20 protein-coding genes and 1 other annotated feature are annotated in these 19,761 nt (G+C 48.1%); of the genes, 1 reads left to right on the plus strand and 19 read right to left on the minus strand.

Going from position 1 to position 19,761, the window contains the following annotated elements:
• Positions 1-83: 83 nt before the first annotated feature.
• A complete protein-coding gene (locus tag E0698_RS13175; RefSeq protein ID WP_192511860.1) occupies positions 84-1,055 on the minus strand; it encodes an RluA family pseudouridine synthase in 972 nt (323 codons plus the stop codon).
• A 1-nt stretch (position 1,056) separates the two neighbouring features.
• Complete coding sequence (lspA, locus tag E0698_RS13180) at positions 1,057-1,548, minus strand: signal peptidase II (RefSeq protein ID WP_149093331.1); 492 nt, start codon at positions 1,546-1,548, stop codon at positions 1,057-1,059.
• A gap of 237 nt (positions 1,549-1,785) precedes the next feature.
• Here lspA and E0698_RS13185 point away from each other — a divergent pair, with 237 nt between their 5' ends.
• Positions 1,786-2,517 (plus strand): TraR/DksA C4-type zinc finger protein, encoded by a 732-nt coding sequence (locus E0698_RS13185; protein ID WP_137063760.1) that lies wholly within the window; start codon positions 1,786-1,788, stop codon positions 2,515-2,517.
• Between the two features lie 30 nt (positions 2,518-2,547).
• Here E0698_RS13185 and E0698_RS13190 read toward each other — a convergent pair whose 3' ends face one another.
• The 17 genes from E0698_RS13190 to murB form a co-directional block, all read right to left on the minus strand.
• Positions 2,548-2,898 carry a DUF5665 domain-containing protein gene (locus E0698_RS13190; protein ID WP_192511908.1) on the minus strand — a complete coding sequence of 117 codons (351 nt, stop codon included), beginning with the start codon at positions 2,896-2,898 and terminating at the stop codon, positions 2,548-2,550.
• A gap of 186 nt (positions 2,899-3,084) precedes the next feature.
• On the minus strand, positions 3,085-6,174 hold the full coding sequence (gene ileS / locus E0698_RS13195) for an isoleucine--tRNA ligase (protein WP_192511861.1): 3,090 nt from the start codon (positions 6,172-6,174) through the stop codon (positions 3,085-3,087).
• Positions 6,175-6,252: 78 nt separating this feature from the next.
• Positions 6,253-6,539 (minus strand) — a binding site (T-box leader).
• Between the two features lie 167 nt (positions 6,540-6,706).
• Positions 6,707-7,216, minus strand: coding sequence for a DivIVA domain-containing protein (locus E0698_RS13200; RefSeq protein ID WP_134913496.1), 510 nt, complete (start codon positions 7,214-7,216; stop codon positions 6,707-6,709).
• Positions 7,217-7,387: 171 nt separating this feature from the next.
• Positions 7,388-8,170 carry a YlmH family RNA-binding protein gene (locus E0698_RS13205; protein ID WP_192511862.1) on the minus strand — a complete coding sequence of 261 codons (783 nt, stop codon included), beginning with the start codon at positions 8,168-8,170 and terminating at the stop codon, positions 7,388-7,390.
• Positions 8,171-8,178: 8 nt separating this feature from the next.
• A complete protein-coding gene (locus E0698_RS13210; protein ID WP_134913494.1) occupies positions 8,179-8,436 on the minus strand; it encodes a YggT family protein in 258 nt (85 codons plus the stop codon).
• A 7-nt stretch (positions 8,437-8,443) separates the two neighbouring features.
• Entirely contained in the window at positions 8,444-8,896 is a 453-nt protein-coding gene (locus E0698_RS13215) for a cell division protein SepF (protein ID WP_025684635.1), read from the minus strand.
• Positions 8,887-9,588 (minus strand): YggS family pyridoxal phosphate-dependent enzyme, encoded by a 702-nt coding sequence (locus E0698_RS13220; RefSeq protein ID WP_192511863.1) that lies wholly within the window; start codon positions 9,586-9,588, stop codon positions 8,887-8,889. The genes E0698_RS13215 and E0698_RS13220 overlap by 10 nt, the downstream gene beginning before the upstream one ends.
• A gap of 8 nt (positions 9,589-9,596) precedes the next feature.
• Positions 9,597-10,481 carry a peptidoglycan editing factor PgeF gene (gene pgeF, locus E0698_RS13225; protein WP_192511864.1) on the minus strand — a complete coding sequence of 295 codons (885 nt, stop codon included), beginning with the start codon at positions 10,479-10,481 and terminating at the stop codon, positions 9,597-9,599.
• Positions 10,482-10,564: 83 nt separating this feature from the next.
• The gene (locus tag E0698_RS13230; protein WP_134913491.1) at positions 10,565-10,903 is read right to left on the minus strand and encodes a YlmC/YmxH family sporulation protein; all 339 of its coding nucleotides are present in this window, start codon (positions 10,901-10,903) and stop codon (positions 10,565-10,567) included.
• A gap of 125 nt (positions 10,904-11,028) precedes the next feature.
• Entirely contained in the window at positions 11,029-11,811 is a 783-nt protein-coding gene (sigG, locus tag E0698_RS13235; RefSeq protein WP_025684639.1) for an RNA polymerase sporulation sigma factor SigG, read from the minus strand.
• A 96-nt stretch (positions 11,812-11,907) separates the two neighbouring features.
• A complete protein-coding gene (gene sigE, locus E0698_RS13240; RefSeq protein WP_014282431.1) occupies positions 11,908-12,648 on the minus strand; it encodes an RNA polymerase sporulation sigma factor SigE in 741 nt (246 codons plus the stop codon).
• A 34-nt stretch (positions 12,649-12,682) separates the two neighbouring features.
• A complete protein-coding gene (spoIIGA, locus tag E0698_RS13245; protein WP_192511865.1) occupies positions 12,683-13,726 on the minus strand; it encodes a sigma-E processing peptidase SpoIIGA in 1,044 nt (347 codons plus the stop codon).
• Positions 13,727-13,959: 233 nt separating this feature from the next.
• Complete coding sequence (gene ftsZ, locus E0698_RS13250) at positions 13,960-15,084, minus strand: cell division protein FtsZ (RefSeq protein ID WP_044649277.1); 1,125 nt, start codon at positions 15,082-15,084, stop codon at positions 13,960-13,962.
• A 67-nt stretch (positions 15,085-15,151) separates the two neighbouring features.
• Positions 15,152-16,423 (minus strand): cell division protein FtsA, encoded by a 1,272-nt coding sequence (gene ftsA / locus E0698_RS13255; RefSeq protein WP_134913489.1) that lies wholly within the window; start codon positions 16,421-16,423, stop codon positions 15,152-15,154.
• 199 nt (positions 16,424-16,622) lie between these two features.
• Entirely contained in the window at positions 16,623-17,387 is a 765-nt protein-coding gene (locus E0698_RS13260; RefSeq protein WP_192511866.1) for a cell division protein FtsQ/DivIB, read from the minus strand.
• Between the two features lie 56 nt (positions 17,388-17,443).
• Positions 17,444-18,754 carry a UDP-N-acetylglucosamine 1-carboxyvinyltransferase gene (gene murA / locus E0698_RS13265; protein ID WP_187644771.1) on the minus strand — a complete coding sequence of 437 codons (1,311 nt, stop codon included), beginning with the start codon at positions 18,752-18,754 and terminating at the stop codon, positions 17,444-17,446.
• Positions 18,744-19,649 (minus strand): UDP-N-acetylmuramate dehydrogenase, encoded by a 906-nt coding sequence (murB, locus tag E0698_RS13270; protein ID WP_192511867.1) that lies wholly within the window; start codon positions 19,647-19,649, stop codon positions 18,744-18,746. The genes murA and murB overlap by 11 nt, the downstream gene beginning before the upstream one ends.
• Positions 19,650-19,761 lie beyond the last annotated feature (112 nt).

Here is a 19,761-nt window from a genome sequence, read left to right on the forward strand (position 1 = left end):
CCAATAACAAAAAATAACCGCCCATAGGCGGTTATGCTTAATCATTATTCAGGTTTGTGAATACGAATGCAATTTGTGATGGTTTACCGACTGCGTAAAGATGCCAATACATCTTCCATATCGGGAGGAATCGGTCTACTGAACTCCATGTACTCTCCAGTGGTGGGATGCTTAAAGCCCAATACTGCAGCATGTAGAGCCTGACCGTCCATATGGATCCCTTTGCTACGTCCATACATCGGATCACCGACCAACGGGTGCCCAATAAATTTCATGTGTACACGGATTTGATGCGTACGCCCTGTTTCCAGTTGAAGTTCCAGCAAGGTGTAATCTCCCAAACGCTCAATCACGAGAAAATGGGTAACTGCATGCTTGCTGTTGCGCTCTGTCACAGTGAACAATTTGCGGTCCCCCGAATCACGCCCGATGGGAGCATCTACTGTTCCCTGATCATGACTTAGATGGCCGTGAACCAGCGCTATATATTTGCGAGTGACACTGTGGTCCTTGAGCTGCGCTGCGAGCGAGGCGTGAGCCTGATCATTTTTGGCCGCCATCAGCAGTCCTGATGTATCCTTATCAATACGATGGACGATACCAGGACGCAATTCTCCGTTAATGCCGGAAAGATCATGACAGTGGTACATGAGCGCGTTGACCAGTGTTCCCGAAGAGTGTCCTGGTGCAGGATGTACAACCAGACCACGTTGCTTGTTAATGACAATGACATCCGAATCCTCATAAACAACATCCAGCGGAATATTTTCCGGTACAATATCTACACTCTCCGGCTCAGGTACGAACAATGATATTCGATCACCTTCTGCCAGCTTGTAATTCGCCTTGATCGCTGTGCCGTTCACCAGCACCCGACCGTTCCCGATCCACAGTTGAATCTGGGAACGGGACACATCCTTCATTTCTTCGGCGATATATTTGTCTATACGCGTTTTGGCATCCCCGGATTCCGCTGTCCATTCCAGGGATTCACCCTCAAGTTCGTCCTCATAAGACAGACCTGTGGCTTCGCCGTTTTCGTTTACTTCTTTCATACTATGACTTCCCTTCAATGCTATCACTGCCATTATCTTTGTTCCGACGCGATTCCAGCAATGTATCCAAAATAATCAGTGCTACACCGATGACAATCGCTGAGTCTGCCACATTAAAAATCGGAAACGTATAGCTTCCAAAATTGAATTGAGCAAAATCAACCACTTCCCCTGAAATAGCCCGATCCAAAAAGTTACCGACCGCGCCTCCAAGTACCAAACTTAATGCAACTGGAAGCAATTTCTGCCCGGCCTTAACCGTTTTCCGCAAATACCATATGATACCGATCACCACCACAATCGTAATCACGATAAACAGCCAACGCTGGCCTTCCAAAATCCCAAAAGCGGCTCCCCGGTTACGATGGGACGTGATTAGAAAGAAATTGCCGATGACGGGTATCTGCTCGTACAATTCCATGCGCGTAGCCACCAAATATTTGACTCCCTGATCAATCAAAAAAATAATTAGCGCAATACCAAAATAAATCACAGTCCTTCGTCACTCCGATCTGCTTATATCCGTTGTCGAACCCATTTATTGTAGCATAAGCCTTCTCAGATCGTCCACGAATCCCCCAAGCTATTGAGCCTGGATTACGAATGAAATCAACTCCAGCGCATTTGATCAGAATTTCCTATGTAAAAGAGGTCTTCCCGGTGCAAACTACAAGGAGCATAACCGACATAGCGCACGCGCAGGTTAAACCTAGAATAAGGAGAGGATTCCATGTCCCCATTGACGGAGCAACAATTGCAGGGATTGCGTAACGAACTGCTGGAACGTAAAAAGGAGATTGAGCATCGTTTGCAGGACAACGATCATTATGGACTTGGTGATTCCCAACGCGATCAGACCGGCGAGCTTTCCCCTATTGATAATCATCCGGGCGATTTGGCTACCGAAACGTATGAGAGAGCCAAGGACATTTCCCTGTTGGAGCATGACGAATTTCAATTAGAACGTATCGAATCAGCCTTAATGGCAATGGATAAGGGAACCTATGGCATTTGTGCAGCTAGCGGCAAACCGATTCCTTATGAGCGTCTGTTGGCTGTTCCCTATACCATTTACTGTAAAGAATACAGCCCTGAAACAGAAGTCTCCAACCGACGCCCAGTGGAAGAGGAATTCCTTGCTCCCGCATTCGGCAGAACTAGTCTAGATGAGCGTGAAGATCAAAACGGCTTTGACGGTGAGGATGCCTGGCAAATCGTTGAAAGCTGGGGTACATCGAATACACCAGCCATGGCTGAAAGTGGAGAAATTCATAGCTACGACGATATGGAAATTGAGGCCAACGATGATAATATGGGCTTCGTAGAGCCTTACGAAAGTTTTGTAGCCACAGACATATATGGAAAAAATGTATCGGTTGTCCGCAGTTCCATTTATCAGCGTTATCTGGATGATGGCGAGGGCGAAGGTTTGCTGGAGCCGGATACGCACGAAGACGAATAGTTAAATCAAATCCTAACAGGCAACGAGTACCTAATAGGTGTTTAGCTCCAATTGCCGCTGCACAATCCGTACAATATCAGCAATATAATCACCGATGATCGGCAAATTCAGCGCTCCCAATACTTGCAGCACATAAATAATGGTCGCCGCGAAAAAAGTAAAACCAAGCGCGATACCGAGCCCCCGGGACAGACCTGATATTAAGTTTAGCCAGAGCAGTCGCCAAGGCTTGTTAAGCAACAGGGCATAGTCAGCAATGCGCGTGCTTTCCAACTGCTGCGCCACAGAACGCACCAGCTTTTCCACACGGCTTAGTTGGTCAGCCCGATCACCTGCATTACCTTGATCTGTGGCTACAACCCCCGTACTTCTTCTATTCATGCCTTGGCGGCTTCTCACCTGTCTGCACCTTGATCGTGCTGTCATGCACAATCCCCCTTTTCCCGCGCTGCCCTAAAAGCAGCAAACGAGCCGAAGCAAGTAACGGAGATCATCCATCCGTTTCCAATGCTTAGGCTCGTTTTTATATGCTGCCTGTTATTGTATTATGGGACAGGGGTCTTGTAATTATTCCCCAATATGCACGCCGATGGTTTTACCGTTCACTTCAACGCGTTCCACAGGCTCGGCTTGACCAAATGTCACCGTGGTTACCAATACGTTCTCACGCAACACCGAATCGAAGTTTTCGATCGCCTGACGCAACTCACTATCTACATCCAGCGTCAGTGCGACATGCTTTTCAATTGGCAGATCCAGCTTTTTACGGTAGTCCTGCACCGCACGAACAACCTCACGTACCCAACCCTCTTGCTCCAGCTCAGGCGTAATGTCCGTGTTCAACGCTACTGTTAAACCGTAGCCGGAAGCGGAAGCAAAGCCTTCCTTCGCTTTTTTCTCCACCAGCAATTCCTCGGCTGTAACCTGTAACTCTTCCCCTTCTGGAGAAGCCACGTTCAGCACTCCTTTTTCTACAACCGAACGAGTGTCCTCCGCAGACATTCCTTTGAAAAAGTTTTGCAGGAAGCCGACATTTTTGCCGTATTTCTTGCCCGCTACCTTCAAATTCAGCTTCAGTGTGAAGTCTACAAAGCCACTGTCGTCCGTTTCAACATGAATATGTTTCACATTGATCTCATCCTTGATGATTTCCTCATAACCACTCAGCTCAAAATCCTGATCCATGGACAAAATCAATTCAGACAACGGCTGACGCGTTTTCAGTCCCGTTTCGTTACGGACGTTGCGCGCCAGTTCTACTACGCGGCGAGCCGTCTCCATATCACGTTCCAGCTCCAGATCAATCAGGTCTTCATTGGCAGTCGGATAATCATCCAGATGAACGCTTTCCCCGTTGCTCAGGTTTAGGTAAATATCCTCAGCCAGCATCGGCGTGAACGGCGCAAGCAGCTTCGCTGTCGTCAATAACACCTCAGTCAGTGTGCGGTACGCATCCAATTTATCTTCTGTAAGGCCATTGCCCCAGAATCGGTCGCGCGAACGGCGGATATACCAGTTGCTCAGTTCATCCACGAACGACTCAATCGCTTTGGACGAATTCAGGAAGTCGTTCACTGTCAGCGCTTTGTCCACCACCAGAATCAAGCTGTTGAGGCGGGACAAAATCCAGCGATCCAGCTTGTGTGCTGATGGCTTGAACGGATGCTGTGCCGGATCAAACCCGTCGATATCCGCATACAAGGTCAGGAAAGCATGTGTATTTACGAGCGTATCTACCAGCTTCGATTTGGCTTCGCCTACAATGCCTTTGGAAAAACGTTTGCTATTCCACGGTGCACTATCAGACAACAAAGCCCAACGGAAAGCATCTGTACCGTACTCGTCAATCACTTCCCACGGATCAATCACATTTCCCTTGGATTTGGACATTTTCTGTCCCTGCTCATCCAGTACGTGGCCTGTCGCCATAACTGCTTTATAAGGGGCTTTGCCTGTCAGCATGGTGGAAACAGCAAGCAAGCTGTAGAACCAGCCACGAGTCTGGTCAATACCTTCACAGATCATGTCTGCCGGGAATTGCTGCTCGAATGTTTCATTATTTTCAAACGGATAATGATGTTGGGAAAAAGGCATGGAGCCGCTGTCGAACCATACGTCGATTACTTCCGGTGTACGGGTCATTTCGTATTTGCCGCATGTACTGCGAACCTTGACTTCATCCACATATGGCTTGTGCAGCTCAATGTCCGCTGGTACATCGCCAATCGCACGTTCCCGTAGTTCAGCAATACTATGCGGAGCGAACTGCTCTCCGGTTTCTTCACAAACCCAGATATTCAGCGGTGTGCCCCAATAGCGATCACGGCTGATGTTCCAGTCCACCAATTCCTCCAAAAACTTGCCGAAGCGTCCTTCGCGTATATGACCCGGATACCATTCAACTTCGTTATTGTTGGCAATCAGTTGATCCTTGATGGCAGTTGTTTTGATAAACCAGCTATCCATGGCATAGTACAATAGCGGAGTATCACAGCGCCAGCAGAACGGATAACTATGCTCGTATTTTTCCTTGCTGTACAGCAAGCCTTTTTCCGACAGCATTTTAACAATATCCACATCACAGTCCTTTACAAAACGGCCTGCAAAATCAGTGATTTCCTCCACGTAGTTACCTTGGAGATCCACCACATTAATGAATCCAACGCCGTTTTCACGACATACCCGGTAATCATCTTCACCATGCGCAGGAGCCATATGAACGATACCTGTACCGCTGGAGTCCGTTACGAACTTCGCACCCAGAATCTGATTGCCCTTCTCGACTTGGAAATAAGTAAATGGCGGAGTATACGTTTGACCTACCAGTTCCGAACCCGGCAGCGTGCCAATCACTTCATGATCGCCTTTAATCACATCTTCGACGAGATTTTTGGCAACGATGTATACACCGTCTTCCTGTTTTACACGAGCGTATTCCAGATCAGGATTGACGGCAAGTGCCACGTGACTCGGCAAGGTCCAAGGTGTTGTCGTCCAGGCCAGCACATATTCACCACTGCTATGGAGCTTGAATTTGGCCGTGGCACTCAGGTCTTTTACATCTTTGTAGCCCTGTGCCACTTCATGGGAACTCAGCGTTGTTTGACAATCTGGACAATACGGACTTACGCGATGACCGCGATACAGCAGACCCTTTTCGTGAATCGTCGCCAGAATGTTCCACACACTCTCGATATAGTTATTATCCAGCGTAATGTATGGATTATCGAGGTCTGTCCAGTAGCCGATAGCTTCGGTCAGATCACGCCATTGCTGCTCATACTCAAACACGCTGGCTTTACATTTTTTGATAAACTTTTCAACGCCGTATTCCTCAATTTCAGGCTTATGGGAAATGCCCAGTTGCTTCTGTACACCCAATTCTACCGGCAACCCATGGGTATCCCAACCCGCCTTACGTACGACACGATACCCCTTCATCGTCTGGTAACGGCCGACAAAATCCTTAATTACACGGCCCAGCATGTGACCGATATGCGGTTTACCATTAGCTGTTGGCGGACCTTCATAAAATACATAGTTTGGCTTACCCTCACGATGCGTGATCGTTTTGCGGAACGTGTCCTCCTGCTTCCATTTGCTCAGGATGCGCAGGTCGCGGGACCGTGCCTTTTCTTTGACATCTACTCTGTTCATAATGTCATACTCCCTCTCTGATCATCATTGGTTGGTGTAGCATTCTCTGAAAAAAAGCAACAAAAAAGCCCCGTCCCTGTAAGGGACGAGACTGTGCTCGCGTTACCACCCTGATTCCGTAAACAGACCATCTCAAAAAGACTGGTCCCGTTACGGCTCTCCGAGCCCTACTCAACTACAGCAGGGCGCCATTATAACGTATGGCGAACGGTGAATGCTTACACACACCTGATAAAATCCAAGCGCTTCAGCTCACTTCTCAGGGAGGATCTTCTGTCATGTTCTGAACGTTGGCTTGCACCGGAAAAAGGCCAACTCTCTGAGGAACAAAATCATGACGTACTCGTTCCCATCAACGAATTCCAAATGTTAAATTCATCGGGATATTAAATCAGCAGCTTCGCTGCCCTGAATAACGACTCATTACCCACAATGGATAACGTGATATTCAGTATAGTATTTACAGTTATAGCCTGTTTAAAGGTAAAAGTCAACCCTGACAAGGACTAGAAATCGCTGTTCGGGATGACGATTAATAAATCTCTTTCATTTCACGCTCGCGCTCCAGCACTTCGCGTTCACGATTTTCAAGCGCTTCCCATCCGTCATGACTTAACAAATCAAGCTGCGCCTCCACCAATGTACGAAAACGTGCCCGGTAAATCGAAGCCTGCTTCTTCAGTTCCTCGACCTCCAACGCAATTTTGCGGGATTTGGATAACGCTTCATTCACAATACGGTCCGCATTTTTTTCCGCTTCCTTCACGATGAGCTGCGATTCTTTCTTGGCGTTGTTACGGACTTCATCAGCCGCTTCTTGCGCCACGATAATCGTCTTGCTCAGCGTATCCTCAATGGTCGAAAAATGATCGAGCTTGTCCTGAACATTCAACAGCTGTGTACTCAGTTCTTTATTTTCACGGATAACGCCCTCGTAATCTTTGATCACCTGATCCAAAAATTCATTGACCTGATCTTCGTCATAACCGCGAAGCCGGCGGGCAAATTCCTTGTTATGTATATCCAATGGCGTTAATGGCATGCCGTCCACCTCCTATAAGATTGACAAAAAAACATTTTCCGCGTCACGACGCTCACTATCATCTATCGGTCATCATACCCCGTTTTGTGAATACTGTACAGAGCAAAATCGTTCCAGTTCTTCGCTATAGCTTAATTCTTTCGACAGAAAGCTCGTGAATCCTGCCTCCAACTATATAAACTTGCCAATTTTGACACGGAATCTCCCTTTTTTTGTCATGCCGTCTGTTTCCAGCACTTTGAAACGCCCAAATCCCTGCATGGAAATAACGTCTCCCGCCTTAAGTGAAGTGGATGGATTCTCCTCCACCTTCCAATTTACCCGGCACCGTCCCGCCCGGATCGGTGTTAAGATCTTGCTGCGGCTCAGCTTGTACACATCACTGGCAATGCCATCCAGACGCAAAGAAGCCACCGTCAGGTCCAGCGGCTCCAATGTAACGTCCTTCGTCCGCAGATTTTCTGGAGGCAACAGTTCTGTCCATACATGAACACGATGAACCTGCTGTAAATGCATCGTAATAAAATCGCTGATCTCTGAAGCCACCAATACATGGCACCCGTCGTCCAGCACATGAATATCCCCTATTTTTCCACGCTTGATTCCAAGTCCTAATATTGCACCCAGATAATCCCCGTGCTCCAGCGTGTTAATTTTATGATCATCGGACGTGACGGAAAGAACCTGAATTCCCATATTCTCTCCGTCCACATACGAATAATCGGGCGCTATTAGCGCCCGCTTTCGTTCCGATGCCTCATAACCGCCATCTACCCTAATCGTGACCTTGTCTTCCTTCGAAGCAAGCGTCTCCAATATGTACAGTTGGCGCGGGTCCAAAAAATCAGTCAGCTTCTGCTCATGATAAGCCCCCGCATGACTGATCCATTCGGAAGCGCGATCTACATAATCCCGTTCATCCGGGTGAAAATGCTCATAAATCTCAGTTCGCATAAGTCCTCCTAGACGAAATTCCTAATTAAAGACATCAAACCATACGACGCAAAACGCAGAGCAATCAGCGCAACGATGGGTGAAATATCAATCATCCCGAAGATTGGCGGTATAAATCTGCGAAAAGGAGACAAATACGGCTCCACAAACTTGGCAAGTAAATCACCGATCACACTCTCTCTTGCATTAGGAAGCCACGACATCAGGACATATGCAATGATCATGTAAGAATAAATCTGAAATAGCCAACCGATTACCTCGATCAAGAAAAGCTCACCTCATTCTGTTAAGTTCTTGTTCAGTGTCAGCTAGTATTTCCGTAATGGAGCCTTGAATTTCAACCGTATCCGGTGTACACAGGAAAATATTATTGCCCACCTTGGAAATCCCCCCGCCCAACGCATATACAGTACCACTTAAAAAATCAATGATGCGCAGCGCCTGATCCTTACGGATGCGTTGCAAATTGACCACGACTGTACGATGGGAACGAATGTGGTCGGCAATTTCCTGTGCTTCATCATAAGAACGCGGCTCATACAGGACAACTTTCACATTTTTCTGTGAATGGATGCTGACAACATTATTGCCCTTCTGGTTCTTACGTTTATCAAAGCTTGGGGTTTCAATTTCTTGATCTTCCGGCGTATTCATAACCTCTCGCTCTACAACTTCCTCTTCTTCCTGAAGTCCCAGGAAGTTCATGAACTTATTCATTACGCCCAATGGAAATCCTCCTCTCGTCCGACCAGTACAGAACCAAGCCGTAACCAGGTCGCTCCTTCTTCAACCGCAACCTCAAAATCATTAGACATGCCCATCGACAGGTGAACAATAGGTTCTCTTGTTAAAGCTTGTCCATTTATCGCATCACGCAATTCACGTAGCCCCCGAAATACAGGCCGGGTATTCTCCGGGTCTTCCTCATGGGGAGCCATCGTCATCAAGCCAATCACGTCCACATGCTCAAGCTCACGAATTTGTTTCAAAAAAGGGGCCACCGCCTCAGGAGAAAGACCATATTTAGAAGTTTCCCCTGAAATATTAACTTGCACAAAGGCTTTGATCCTTAGTCCAAGAACAGCCGCCTTCTTGTCCAATTCCTGAGCCAGCGACAACCGATCAAGCGAGTGTATAAATTCAAATTTTCCAATAACATCTTTAACCTTATTCGTTTGCAGATGACCGATAAAATGCCATGTTCCCCGGTCACCCAGCTTGCTCCATTTATCCGCAGCATCCTGCCAGCGATTTTCGCCAACATGCTCCAAGCCACTGTCCAATACAAAAGCCATCGCCGCTGCCGAAACATATTTCGTGACAGCGATCACATTTACTTCTTCACGCGAACGTCCGCTGCGGGCACATGCCGCTTCCACACGGGCGTTCACCTCTTTAATTCGTTCCTCCAAAGACACGGGAGGACTCACCTCTCTTCCAGACCAATCCAGCTCGCCATTCTCCCTGTGACGCCGCCTTCCTTGCGATACGAAAAAAACAAATCGCTGCGGCTACTCGTGCATAAGGTAGTACATTCGATACGGCTCGGCAATATTCCTGCTTTCATCATAATGTGTCGATTGCATTGTTTCAAGTCAAGGAGCGTTTTTCCGCCGCCTAATGGGAAATAGACAGTACCTTCCCATTTATCATTACCCGGGCAATCATGCTCCAAAACCCGAATTTGGCTCATCACGTGCTCATCCACCTCGTATGACTTTGCACCAATGGAAGGGCCAATGGCTGCAAGCAAATCAGACGGCTGCGATCCATATTCGGTCTGCATCGTTTGCACCATTTTCAGCGCAATCTCGGCAACCGTTCCTTTCCAGCCCGCATGTGCCAGCCCAATCACACGCCGCACCGGATCACAAAAATATAACGGCACGCAATCCGCATAAAAGGATGTCAGTAAAATGCCTGGTACATCGGTCAACAGTCCGTCTGTATCCTGAAAAGCGGATGCACGATCCACAAAGCCGCGCCCGCGGTCAGCAGCCTTTACAACAGCAACGTGATTACCGTGCACCTGCTCTCCACAGGTCCAGGCTTCAGGCACAAATCCGAGCTGCTCCGCAATAAGCTGCCGATTGCGAATAACTTTCTCCGGGTCATCCCCTACATGAAACGCACAATTCAGACTTTCGTAAGGCACTTCACTGGCACCGCCATGGCGTCCGGTAAAACCTGCAGTCAATCCACGAACCTGTTTCTCCCAGGATTGAATATATAATAACTCTGGCAAGGGATGCGCGCCATCTGTCGTTGACGCGACACCCGTTGCTCCGGTATTCACTACAAACGGTTCCATTCGTTTTCACCTCTACTGCCCAGTGTACCAAAAAGCCGCCGCCGTGTCTTCACATAGCTGTCAAATGCACATATTCCTACAGCTCAAAATCCCCGTCGATCATTTCGTTCCTGGCGCTCAATATATATTTTTTCCTCACCATCACCCTGCTGCTCATGCAATCCCTCCAATCGTACAAGTACCACATCCGAGCCAATTTTCACAATGTTGCGCCAAGGAATGACCAGTTCGCTTCCCCCTCCAAACCAGCCCATAAAACGGCTGCTGCCGGGGACAACAATGGCCTCGATTTTGCCCTGTCGTACATCAATCTCCAAATCACTGATTTGTCCCAATCGTCGCCCATCTACAATGTTAATGACATCCTTTGTTTGAAACTCGGAAATTTTCATGGCCCTTACCGACGTTTCCGGTGCACTCACACGTATCACATCCTTTATTTCACTATATGAGAGGGAGAACCCAAAAAATGTCCTGTAAACGCAAAAACGATCCACACAGGATCGTTTTTATCGGTATGCCTTCCAAGCTTCTCTTCCCTTAAGAACTACGACTTCACATGCTTTTGCATTTGCTGTATGGCCGACTTCTCTAATCTTGAAACCTGGGCTTGAGAGATACCGATTTCGTCGGCAACCTCCATCTGCGTCTTTCCTTCATAAAAACGCATGGACAATATCATCTTTTCACGCTGGCCCAGGCGATGCATCGCTTCCCGCAGAGCGATTTCCTCAATCCATGAGACGTCCTTATTTCTGTCATCACTGATCTGATCCATCACATAGATTGGGTCGCCCCCGTCGTGATATATCGGCTCGAACAGCGAAACCGGGTCCTGAATCGCATCTAATGCGAACACAACATCTTCCTTAGGCACGTTCAGCGCCTCAGAAATTTCAAAAATCGTCGGTTCCCGCGAATTCAGATTTGTCAGACTATCCCGCACCTGAAGCGCCTTATATGCAATATCTCGCAGCGAACGGGATACACGGATCGGATTGTTGTCCCGCAAATACCGGCGTATTTCACCGATAATCATCGGAACCGCATAAGTGGAAAACTTTACGTTTTGCGAAAGATCAAAATTATCAATCGCCTTCATCAGGCCGATGCATCCTACCTGAAACAAATCGTCAACAAACTCTCCCCGATTGTTAAAGCGCTGAATCACACTCAGGACGAGCCGTAGATTGCCGTTAACCAATTTTTCTCTGGCTGATCGTTCATTATTTTGCTGAAGTGATGTGAACAGCTCGCGCATTTCCACATTGGTTAGCACTGGCAGTTTGGCGGTATCCACACCGCAAATTTCCACTTTGTTTCGGGTCATCGTGTCTTACCTCCCAAGGAGCAACATTAATGTACATTATCTCCTGAGGGTGTTTTTTTATTCGCCGTTTCCATCGCTTCCGAATATCCCCAAACGTCATACCATTTTGTTGAATTCTTTCCGTAAGCGCTTTATAATACGTTTTTCCAGACGCGAAATATAGGATTGTGAGATACCCAACAGGTCAGCAACATCCTTCTGGGTCTTCTCTTCCCCGTCCTGTAAGCCAAAACGCAGCTCCATAATCAGTCGTTCCCGATCCGTCAGCTTATCCAGCGCCTTATGCAATAATTTTCGGTCAACCTGTTCCTCGATATTGCGGTAAATGGTATCATTTTCCGTTCCCATCACGTCGGAAAGCAGCAACTCGTTCCCATCCCAATCAATATTCAAAGGCTCGTCAAAAGAAACTTCCGTTCTCGTTTTACTATTTCGGCGCAAATACATTAAAATTTCATTTTCGATGCATCGAGAAGCATAGGTAGCGAGCTTGATTTTTTTCTCGGGATCAAAGGTGTTAACTGCCTTGATAAGTCCGATCGCCCCTATGGATACGAGATCCTCAATGTTGATTCCTGTGTTCTCAAACTTACGCGCAATATATACCACCAGCCGCAAATTCCGTTCAATCAACATGGACCGTACTGCAGCATCTCCGGAAGAGAGTTTTCCAAGCAAATACTCTTCCTCATCCCTCGTCAGCGGCGGGGGGAGCGCCTCGCTGCCGCCAATATAATAAATCTCTTCACTTTTCAACCCAAATAAAAATAAAATACGATAATATTGCAACTGTAAAGTCAACCTGATTTTCATCTTGAATTTCATCTGTTCCCGCATGTCATTCTCCCCCTTCTGAAAATGGTGCAAAATCTCACTGCATCCCTTCATTCGTTACAGCCATAGCCTGGTTGCCTTCAGACCTGATCGTGTGCCCACGACCATCGTCCTGCGTTTCAAAGTATGCTTCCTGCTTCTGGTCCAGCTCAGCAGCCCCCTCCGCGTGTGCCGTCACGTCCGGGTGAATAATCGCGCGGTATTTTCCCTCTGCTGACAACGTACCCCCATCCAAGCCGATCAGCACCCGATAATGCACATAGCGAGCTCCATTCATCACCACCTCTACGCGATCCGGTTTGAGTGCGAGCATAAAGGAGTGGTTACGGTTAATGCCACGATAGGGTACGAGACGAACTCGATCCTGCCAGTTGAACGATTCGTCTCCCAACTCCATCACCAGCTGATCCACATTTCCCTCAGATAGCTTTTGGAGCCAGGAAGAGGGTAAATATGCCTCCCACAAGGCTGCCTCCATGATCATCACGGGTGTCCGTGTCAAAGGATCATGAAGCTGGTTCCCCGTATCCAACAAGCCTGTACACTCAATATGATCCTGCCCGATCCATACCTGCACCTCACCCAGAAATCCACTCATCCTTTCCGTACGCTGCTTTGAAGATTGCACAATACGAAAGAAAAGCATCACTCCGCCAAACGTGCATAAAATAAACCAGAATGCAATTTTCAGCTCAAAGGACATTCCACCTGAAGCCGTGTACCAGATGCCATTAAATAATTCCCCCGTACTCTGGAGTAAATAATGTATCCCCAGAATTCCTCCCGCTGCTACAAAATTGATCATATAAAAAGCACCCATTGTACGAAGGTACTTTTGCATGCTGCCAAATCCAAAAGCCACCAACAGCATAATGACCGATAATGCCAGCTTAATCAGGAACGTAAATAAAAAGGATAGCTCCGGCACAAACATCATGACCACGTACATCGCACCGATGACAGCCGAAGCAAGCAGCCGCCACCACACCAGACGAATTTTTCTCATCCAGGCGGTAGCCATCAGCAGTACACCATCAATGAACAAATTGGACAAAAAAATTAAGTCGATATAAACAACCAAAGATTCACCCGCCCAGCGTTTGCAGGATAGGCTTAAGTATAGTAGTCATGCTGTTCAAAGTCTGTCTAACGATGGGGACGGTGACCGACTAATTTTGTCGGAAAGGGGAGAAGCACGGGAAATGGTAAAAATGGAGTTCTTACATTGGAATCGGCTAACGAATCGAACACAAGATGCAGAAAACAGAAAGAAGCCCGTATCTCCAAGGAGAATACGGGCTATCTGATTTCAATCTAGTTATCGTTGTTATTATTGCGTGAACGGTTACGTAAAAATGTCGGAATATCGAGTTGATCACTGCTCTGAGTGTTGCCGAACGGACGCAAGTTAGGAGAACCCTTCTCCGCCGATTCAGGTGCCGCCGGGTTGGCAGCCGGTTTACGCCCCGGTGCTGGTTGGCTTGGTTTACCTTCAAAGCCAGTGGCAATGACGGTAACCTTGATCTCTTCTTTCAATTCTTCGTCAATGATAGCACCGAAAATCATGTTGACCTCCGGATCGGAAGCCGACGTTACAATTTCAGCCGCTTCATTCACTTCGTACAAAGACAGATTGTTACCGCCAGTGATGTTCATAATCACACCCCGTGCGCCTTCAATCGATGTTTCCAACAACGGACTCATGATAGCCTTGCGTGCTGCTTCAGCCGCCCGATTCTCGCCAGTTGCTTCGCCAATTCCCATCAAGGCTGAGCCACGCTCCGTCATGATCGTTTTTACGTCAGCAAAGTCAAGGTTGATCAGACCCGGTACAGCGATCAAATCAGAAATACCTTGTACCGCCTGACGAAGAACATTGTCCGCTTCACGGAATGCTTCCAGCATTGGGGTCTTTTTGTCCACAATTTCAAGCAGTCGATCATTCGGGATTACGATCAAGGTGTCTACCTTTTCTTTTAATCCCTCAATGCCCAGTTCGGCTTGATTGGAGCGCTTGCGCCCTTCAAATGTGAATGGTCGTGTTACAACGCCTACAGTCAGCGCGCCGCATTCCTTGGCAATTTCAGCAATGACAGGGGCTGCTCCGGTACCTGTACCGCCACCCATTCCCGCTGTCACGAATACCATATCCGCACCTTTGAGCGTGTTCATAATGAGTTCACGCGACTCCTCAGCCGCTTTTTTACCCACATCCGGATTAGCACCGGCACCCAAGCCGCGAGTCAACTTATCACCAATTTGAAGCTTATGCTCAGACTTCGCTAAATGAAGCGCCTGAGCATCCGTGTTAACGGTGATAAACTCCACACCCTGAACACCATTTTCGATCATTCGGTTAACCGCATTGCTGCCGCCGCCTCCGACGCCGATCACTTTAATTTGAGCCAAGCTCTCCATTTCAAAATCAAATTCCAACATACTATTCCATCTCCCCCTCAATGTGCATGGATGGCCCGTCCATGATTGGCATAATTAGCAATGAACGTTATATAAACTCACTGAACATGTTTTTTAAGCGTTCAATCAACCCCTGCTTTTGCTCGCCTTCCGCAGCGGGACTACTCTTGGTTCGGTTGGTCGGCTTCTTGGAACTTCCACCGCTACTGCTGCTAACGCTGGTCGATCTTCCGCGATAGTAGCGAATGGCATTATGCAAGATGCCGACTCCGCTTGTGTAGCCCGGATCCCTTACACCGATAAAGTCCGGTACGGCGATCCTTACAGAAGCGGCCAGTTCGCTTTGTGCCACCTGAAGTACACCAGGCATGGAGACGGTGCCTCCGGTAAGTATATAACCCCCCGGAAGCTCTGTGTAACCCAAGCGCTTAACTTCCGCCTGAATGAGTTGAAAAATTTCCTGCACCCTCGGCTCAATAATGGCAGCCAAGTCCTGCTGATTGAATTCCTTATCGACATTACTACCGATACGGGTCACTTTAAAGACCACATCGGCTGCCGCATCATCATACCATGCGCAGCCGTATTTAAGCTTTACTTTTTCGGCTTGATCGGTAAGGGTTCTCAGTCCGTAGGCAATGTCATTGGTTACAAATTCTCCACCGATGGGAAGTGTAGATGTAGCAACAATCGTTCCTTCCTGGAAAATAGCAACATTTGTAGAGCCTGCACCAATATCCACCAGCACCGAACCCATCACCTTCTCATCCTTCGAAAGTGACAATTGTCCGGCACCCAGAGGCAGCAGCACTAAATCTTTGATCCTCAAGCCGCCTTTCTCAACGCAGCGCAACAGATTATGTATCGGCGTCTTGCCTCCCGTAACAATCGTAGCTTCTACTTCCAAACGAACTCCGATCATACCTCGAGGGTCTTGAATACCTTCAAGGCCATCCACGACATACTGCTTGGCTACCACGTCAATAATTTCTCTCTCTGGTGGTACTGCAATAACTTCGGCTGCCTTGAGCACACGCTCAATGTCCTCCTCACCGATTTCACGGTCCTCGTTGGACACGGCTACTACACCATGACTATTTTGCAGGCCAATATGGTTACCTGAAATCCCCACATACACTTCTGTTATTTGAATACCAACCATGCGCTCTGCGTGATCCACGGCGTTACGGATTGATTGCACGGTTTGATCGATGTCTACAATTGCACCTTTGCGAATCCCTTCCGAGTCGGCAGATCCAACTCCAATAATATTAAAGGTTCCATTGTTCATTTCCCCAATAATAGCCCGAACTTTGGATGTACCGATGTCCAAACTAACAATGATGTCATTGTTGCTCAAGTCTGTGGCACCTCCTGACTCCAAAATGAATTTCGTTCTTTGAACACACTCTTTACATATTCAACATACTCCATGCTTTCCCTCTTTTTTCTACAAACTTTTTAGAAGCCAATTTATGGTTGTAGTCACATAAAAATTCGAAGAAAAAAGAAGGAGGCAAGTCTATTACCCATAAAATCAATTCTAGCATTTTTTCACATCACTGAGTAGTATCTTTTTCTTGGCCCTCTTCGCTCGTGTCCTGTTTGAACGGAACGTAGGAATCTGCCTCCAGCATGGTGATCAAACCGGGCTCTTCTGTTTCCAGCACCTGATTCAAATAGCTGATTTTAGAGTTCAGAAGAGAAACCGTCGTAATGACCTCAAATTGAGAGCGTGTATACATTTTTATGCGGTCCGGAAAAGAAGGGATCGGCGCGGGAATGATTTCCGAAATGTCGGCTGTCCATTCCCCCGGAATCCGAGATAACGCATCACACAGCTTTGCTTTGTAAGGATCATCCGATTTCCATTTGGTCAAAATGGGCTTCTCAACTGCAATTCCGCTGCTGCCCACGCCAACGCTTGTCCCATTTGCAAGAATGGCGCGCAGGCTCCCATCACTCTGCAACTCGTAAGCAACCGTAGCATACTCTTTAATATGAACAGCAATAACTCCTGGAAACTGCTTGTCCACTGTTACTTGTTGAATCGACTGAATCTCTCGCAGCTTATTGGAAATGCCTGAAGAACTGACTCCGAAATACTGATCCCCGATAGCCAGACCACTTCGATTAAGCAACTGTTCCCGAGTCGAAAATACATTACCGTCAAAACGGATTTCAGAAACCCGGCTTAACGAGGAACGGAAAAAGAGAACAGCAAGCAGTACGATAAACAACAAAATGAGCAGGATGGCAATCTTCCGACTTGTTCTTTTTTTCATTCTGTTCTGTTTAAGAACAGGTATTTGAGCGTTTGGCATAACTTCTCTCCACAAAAGCCTTTGGTCCCTCCGCTAACGGAGGGACATTACAGGCATTAATTTACGAAATCCAGTTGCTCCGGCACCGGAGACTGACGGCTCATTCGTGCACCCAGTCCCTGGAAAAGACGCTCAATCCGGTCATACCCTCTGTCAATATGGTGTACCTGCTCGACAATGGTAAGGCCTTGAGCTGCCAGGCCCGCTATAACCAGCGCAGCCCCCGCGCGTAGATCGGTAGCCTCTACCGTGGCCCCGTACAGACGGGGAACTCCCCGTATAAAGGCGGCATTCGCATCAACCGTAATATCGGCACCCATCACATTCAATTCATCCACATGTTTGAATCGACTTTCGAAGACCGTCTCTTTCATCACACTAAAGCCATCTGCCAGAGAAAGCAGAACCATGACTTGTGACTGCAAGTCCGTCGGAAAAGACGGGTAAGGGGAGGTAACAATCCTTTCCACCGCTTTGGGGCGGCTCATGCAGCTTACGGTCATTATATCATTCAAGATGCCGATTTGAACACCAGCCCGCCTGAGGACGTGAATCAGAGCGGACAAATGGGAGGGATTACAGTGCGTCAACGACACACTGCCACGCGTGGCCGCAGCCGCGATCATAACGGTCCCGGCCACAATACGGTCGGGAATAACCTCATACGTACACGGATTCAAGGAGTTGACTCCCGTAATCGTAATCGTATCCGTCCCCGCTCCGATAATACGAGCTCCCATCGCATTCAGGAAGTTTTGAAGATCCTGAATCTCAGGTTCCCTCGCTGCGTTGGTAATCGTTGTCTGGCCTTCGGCCAACGCAGCGGCCATCATAATGTTTTCTGTAGCCCCCACGCTCGGGAAATCCAGATGGATATCCGTTCCAGTCAGCTTGCGGGCCCGAAATGTAATTTGTTCTTCTTTTTCCACGATCTCCGCTCCAAGCGCCTTGAGGCCCTCCAGGTGAAGATCAATTTTGCGCTCGCCTATGGCGCAGCCTCCCGGTTGGTAAATGGAAACTTCTCCATATCTGGCGAGCAGCGGTCCCATGAGAAAGATAGACGAGCGCATTTGCTTCATCAAATCTTCCGGAATCTGGAACGTTCGGACGGACGACGTATCCACGTATACCGTTTCCTCTTCATGTCGGCATGTACAGCCAAGTCTCTCAAGGATGTGCAGCATGACCTTAATGTCTAATAAATGGGGCACATTCCGAATTTCTACCTTACCTTGTGCAAGCAAGCTTGCCGCAAGAATAGGCAGTGCCGCATTTTTTGCCCCATGGATACGTATGGTGCCTGACAAGGGACGGCCTCCCTCAATCACCAATTTGTCCAATGTATCACCTCCGAGTTTACCGCTCACCCACTACGAAAACCTCCGGAACTAGCTTGATGCCGGTTTGAGATGATATTGTACTTTGAATATGCTTCATTAGGGTAAGCACGTCCTCTGCTGTCGCTTGACCGGTATTTACAATGAAATTGGCATGCTGTACGGAAACTTCAGCGCCTCCAGCCTTTAAGCCCTTGAGACCTGCATCTTCAATAAGACGGGCCGCATAGTCTCCTGGCGGATTGCGAAACACGCTTCCCGCACAGGCCAGCTGTAACGGCTGAGTCTGCCTGCGACGATCTTTGAAGGCCGCAAGCGCCTCCGAAATTTCCTCTCGGTCGCCCTGCTTCATCCGAAACACCGCTTCTGTCACCATTCCTCGCTGCTCGTGCAGCACGGAGTGGCGATAGCTGAAATGCATTTGTTCGGCATCATACACAGCCAATTCCCCTGTATCCAGCACAATCTCAGCGGACTGGAATATTTGTGACACATCAGACCCATGGGCACCGGCGTTCATGTAGACAGCCCCGCCAACCGATCCCGGGATACCTCCCGCAAATTCGAGGCCGGATAGCCCCTGCTTGCTGGCCATGACACACAGTTTGACTAGTGACACGCCTCCACCGGCGACGATCCGTTCATCTTCAAAACGGACATAATCAAATCCCGGTCCCAGTTTTATCACGAGACCCCGGATTCCTTTATCGGAAACGAGCATGTTCGAGCCCCGTCCCAACTGCATCCACGGGATTCCGTGCTCGCCAGCCAGCCGCAGTAAAGTTGCTAGCTGCTCCTTGGTATCCGGGATGACAAGTGCATCCGCCGGACCCCCAATCTTCCACGTCGTATATTTGGAAAGCGGCTCATGCTCCAGCACTTTTCCGATATCATGCTCCGCTAATAATGGCATCCATTGCTGCATTTGTACTGAAACCTCCTTGTTGCTTGCCCCGCATGGTTGTATGGCTCTCACCTGACAACCGGCAGCCTGAGTGATGGTCACAATGTATAGGGTATCTTATGTCAATACCATC

This window comes from Paenibacillus sp. 23TSA30-6, assembly GCF_014858585.1.
Classification (GTDB): Bacteria; Bacillota; Bacilli; order Paenibacillales; family Paenibacillaceae; genus Paenibacillus.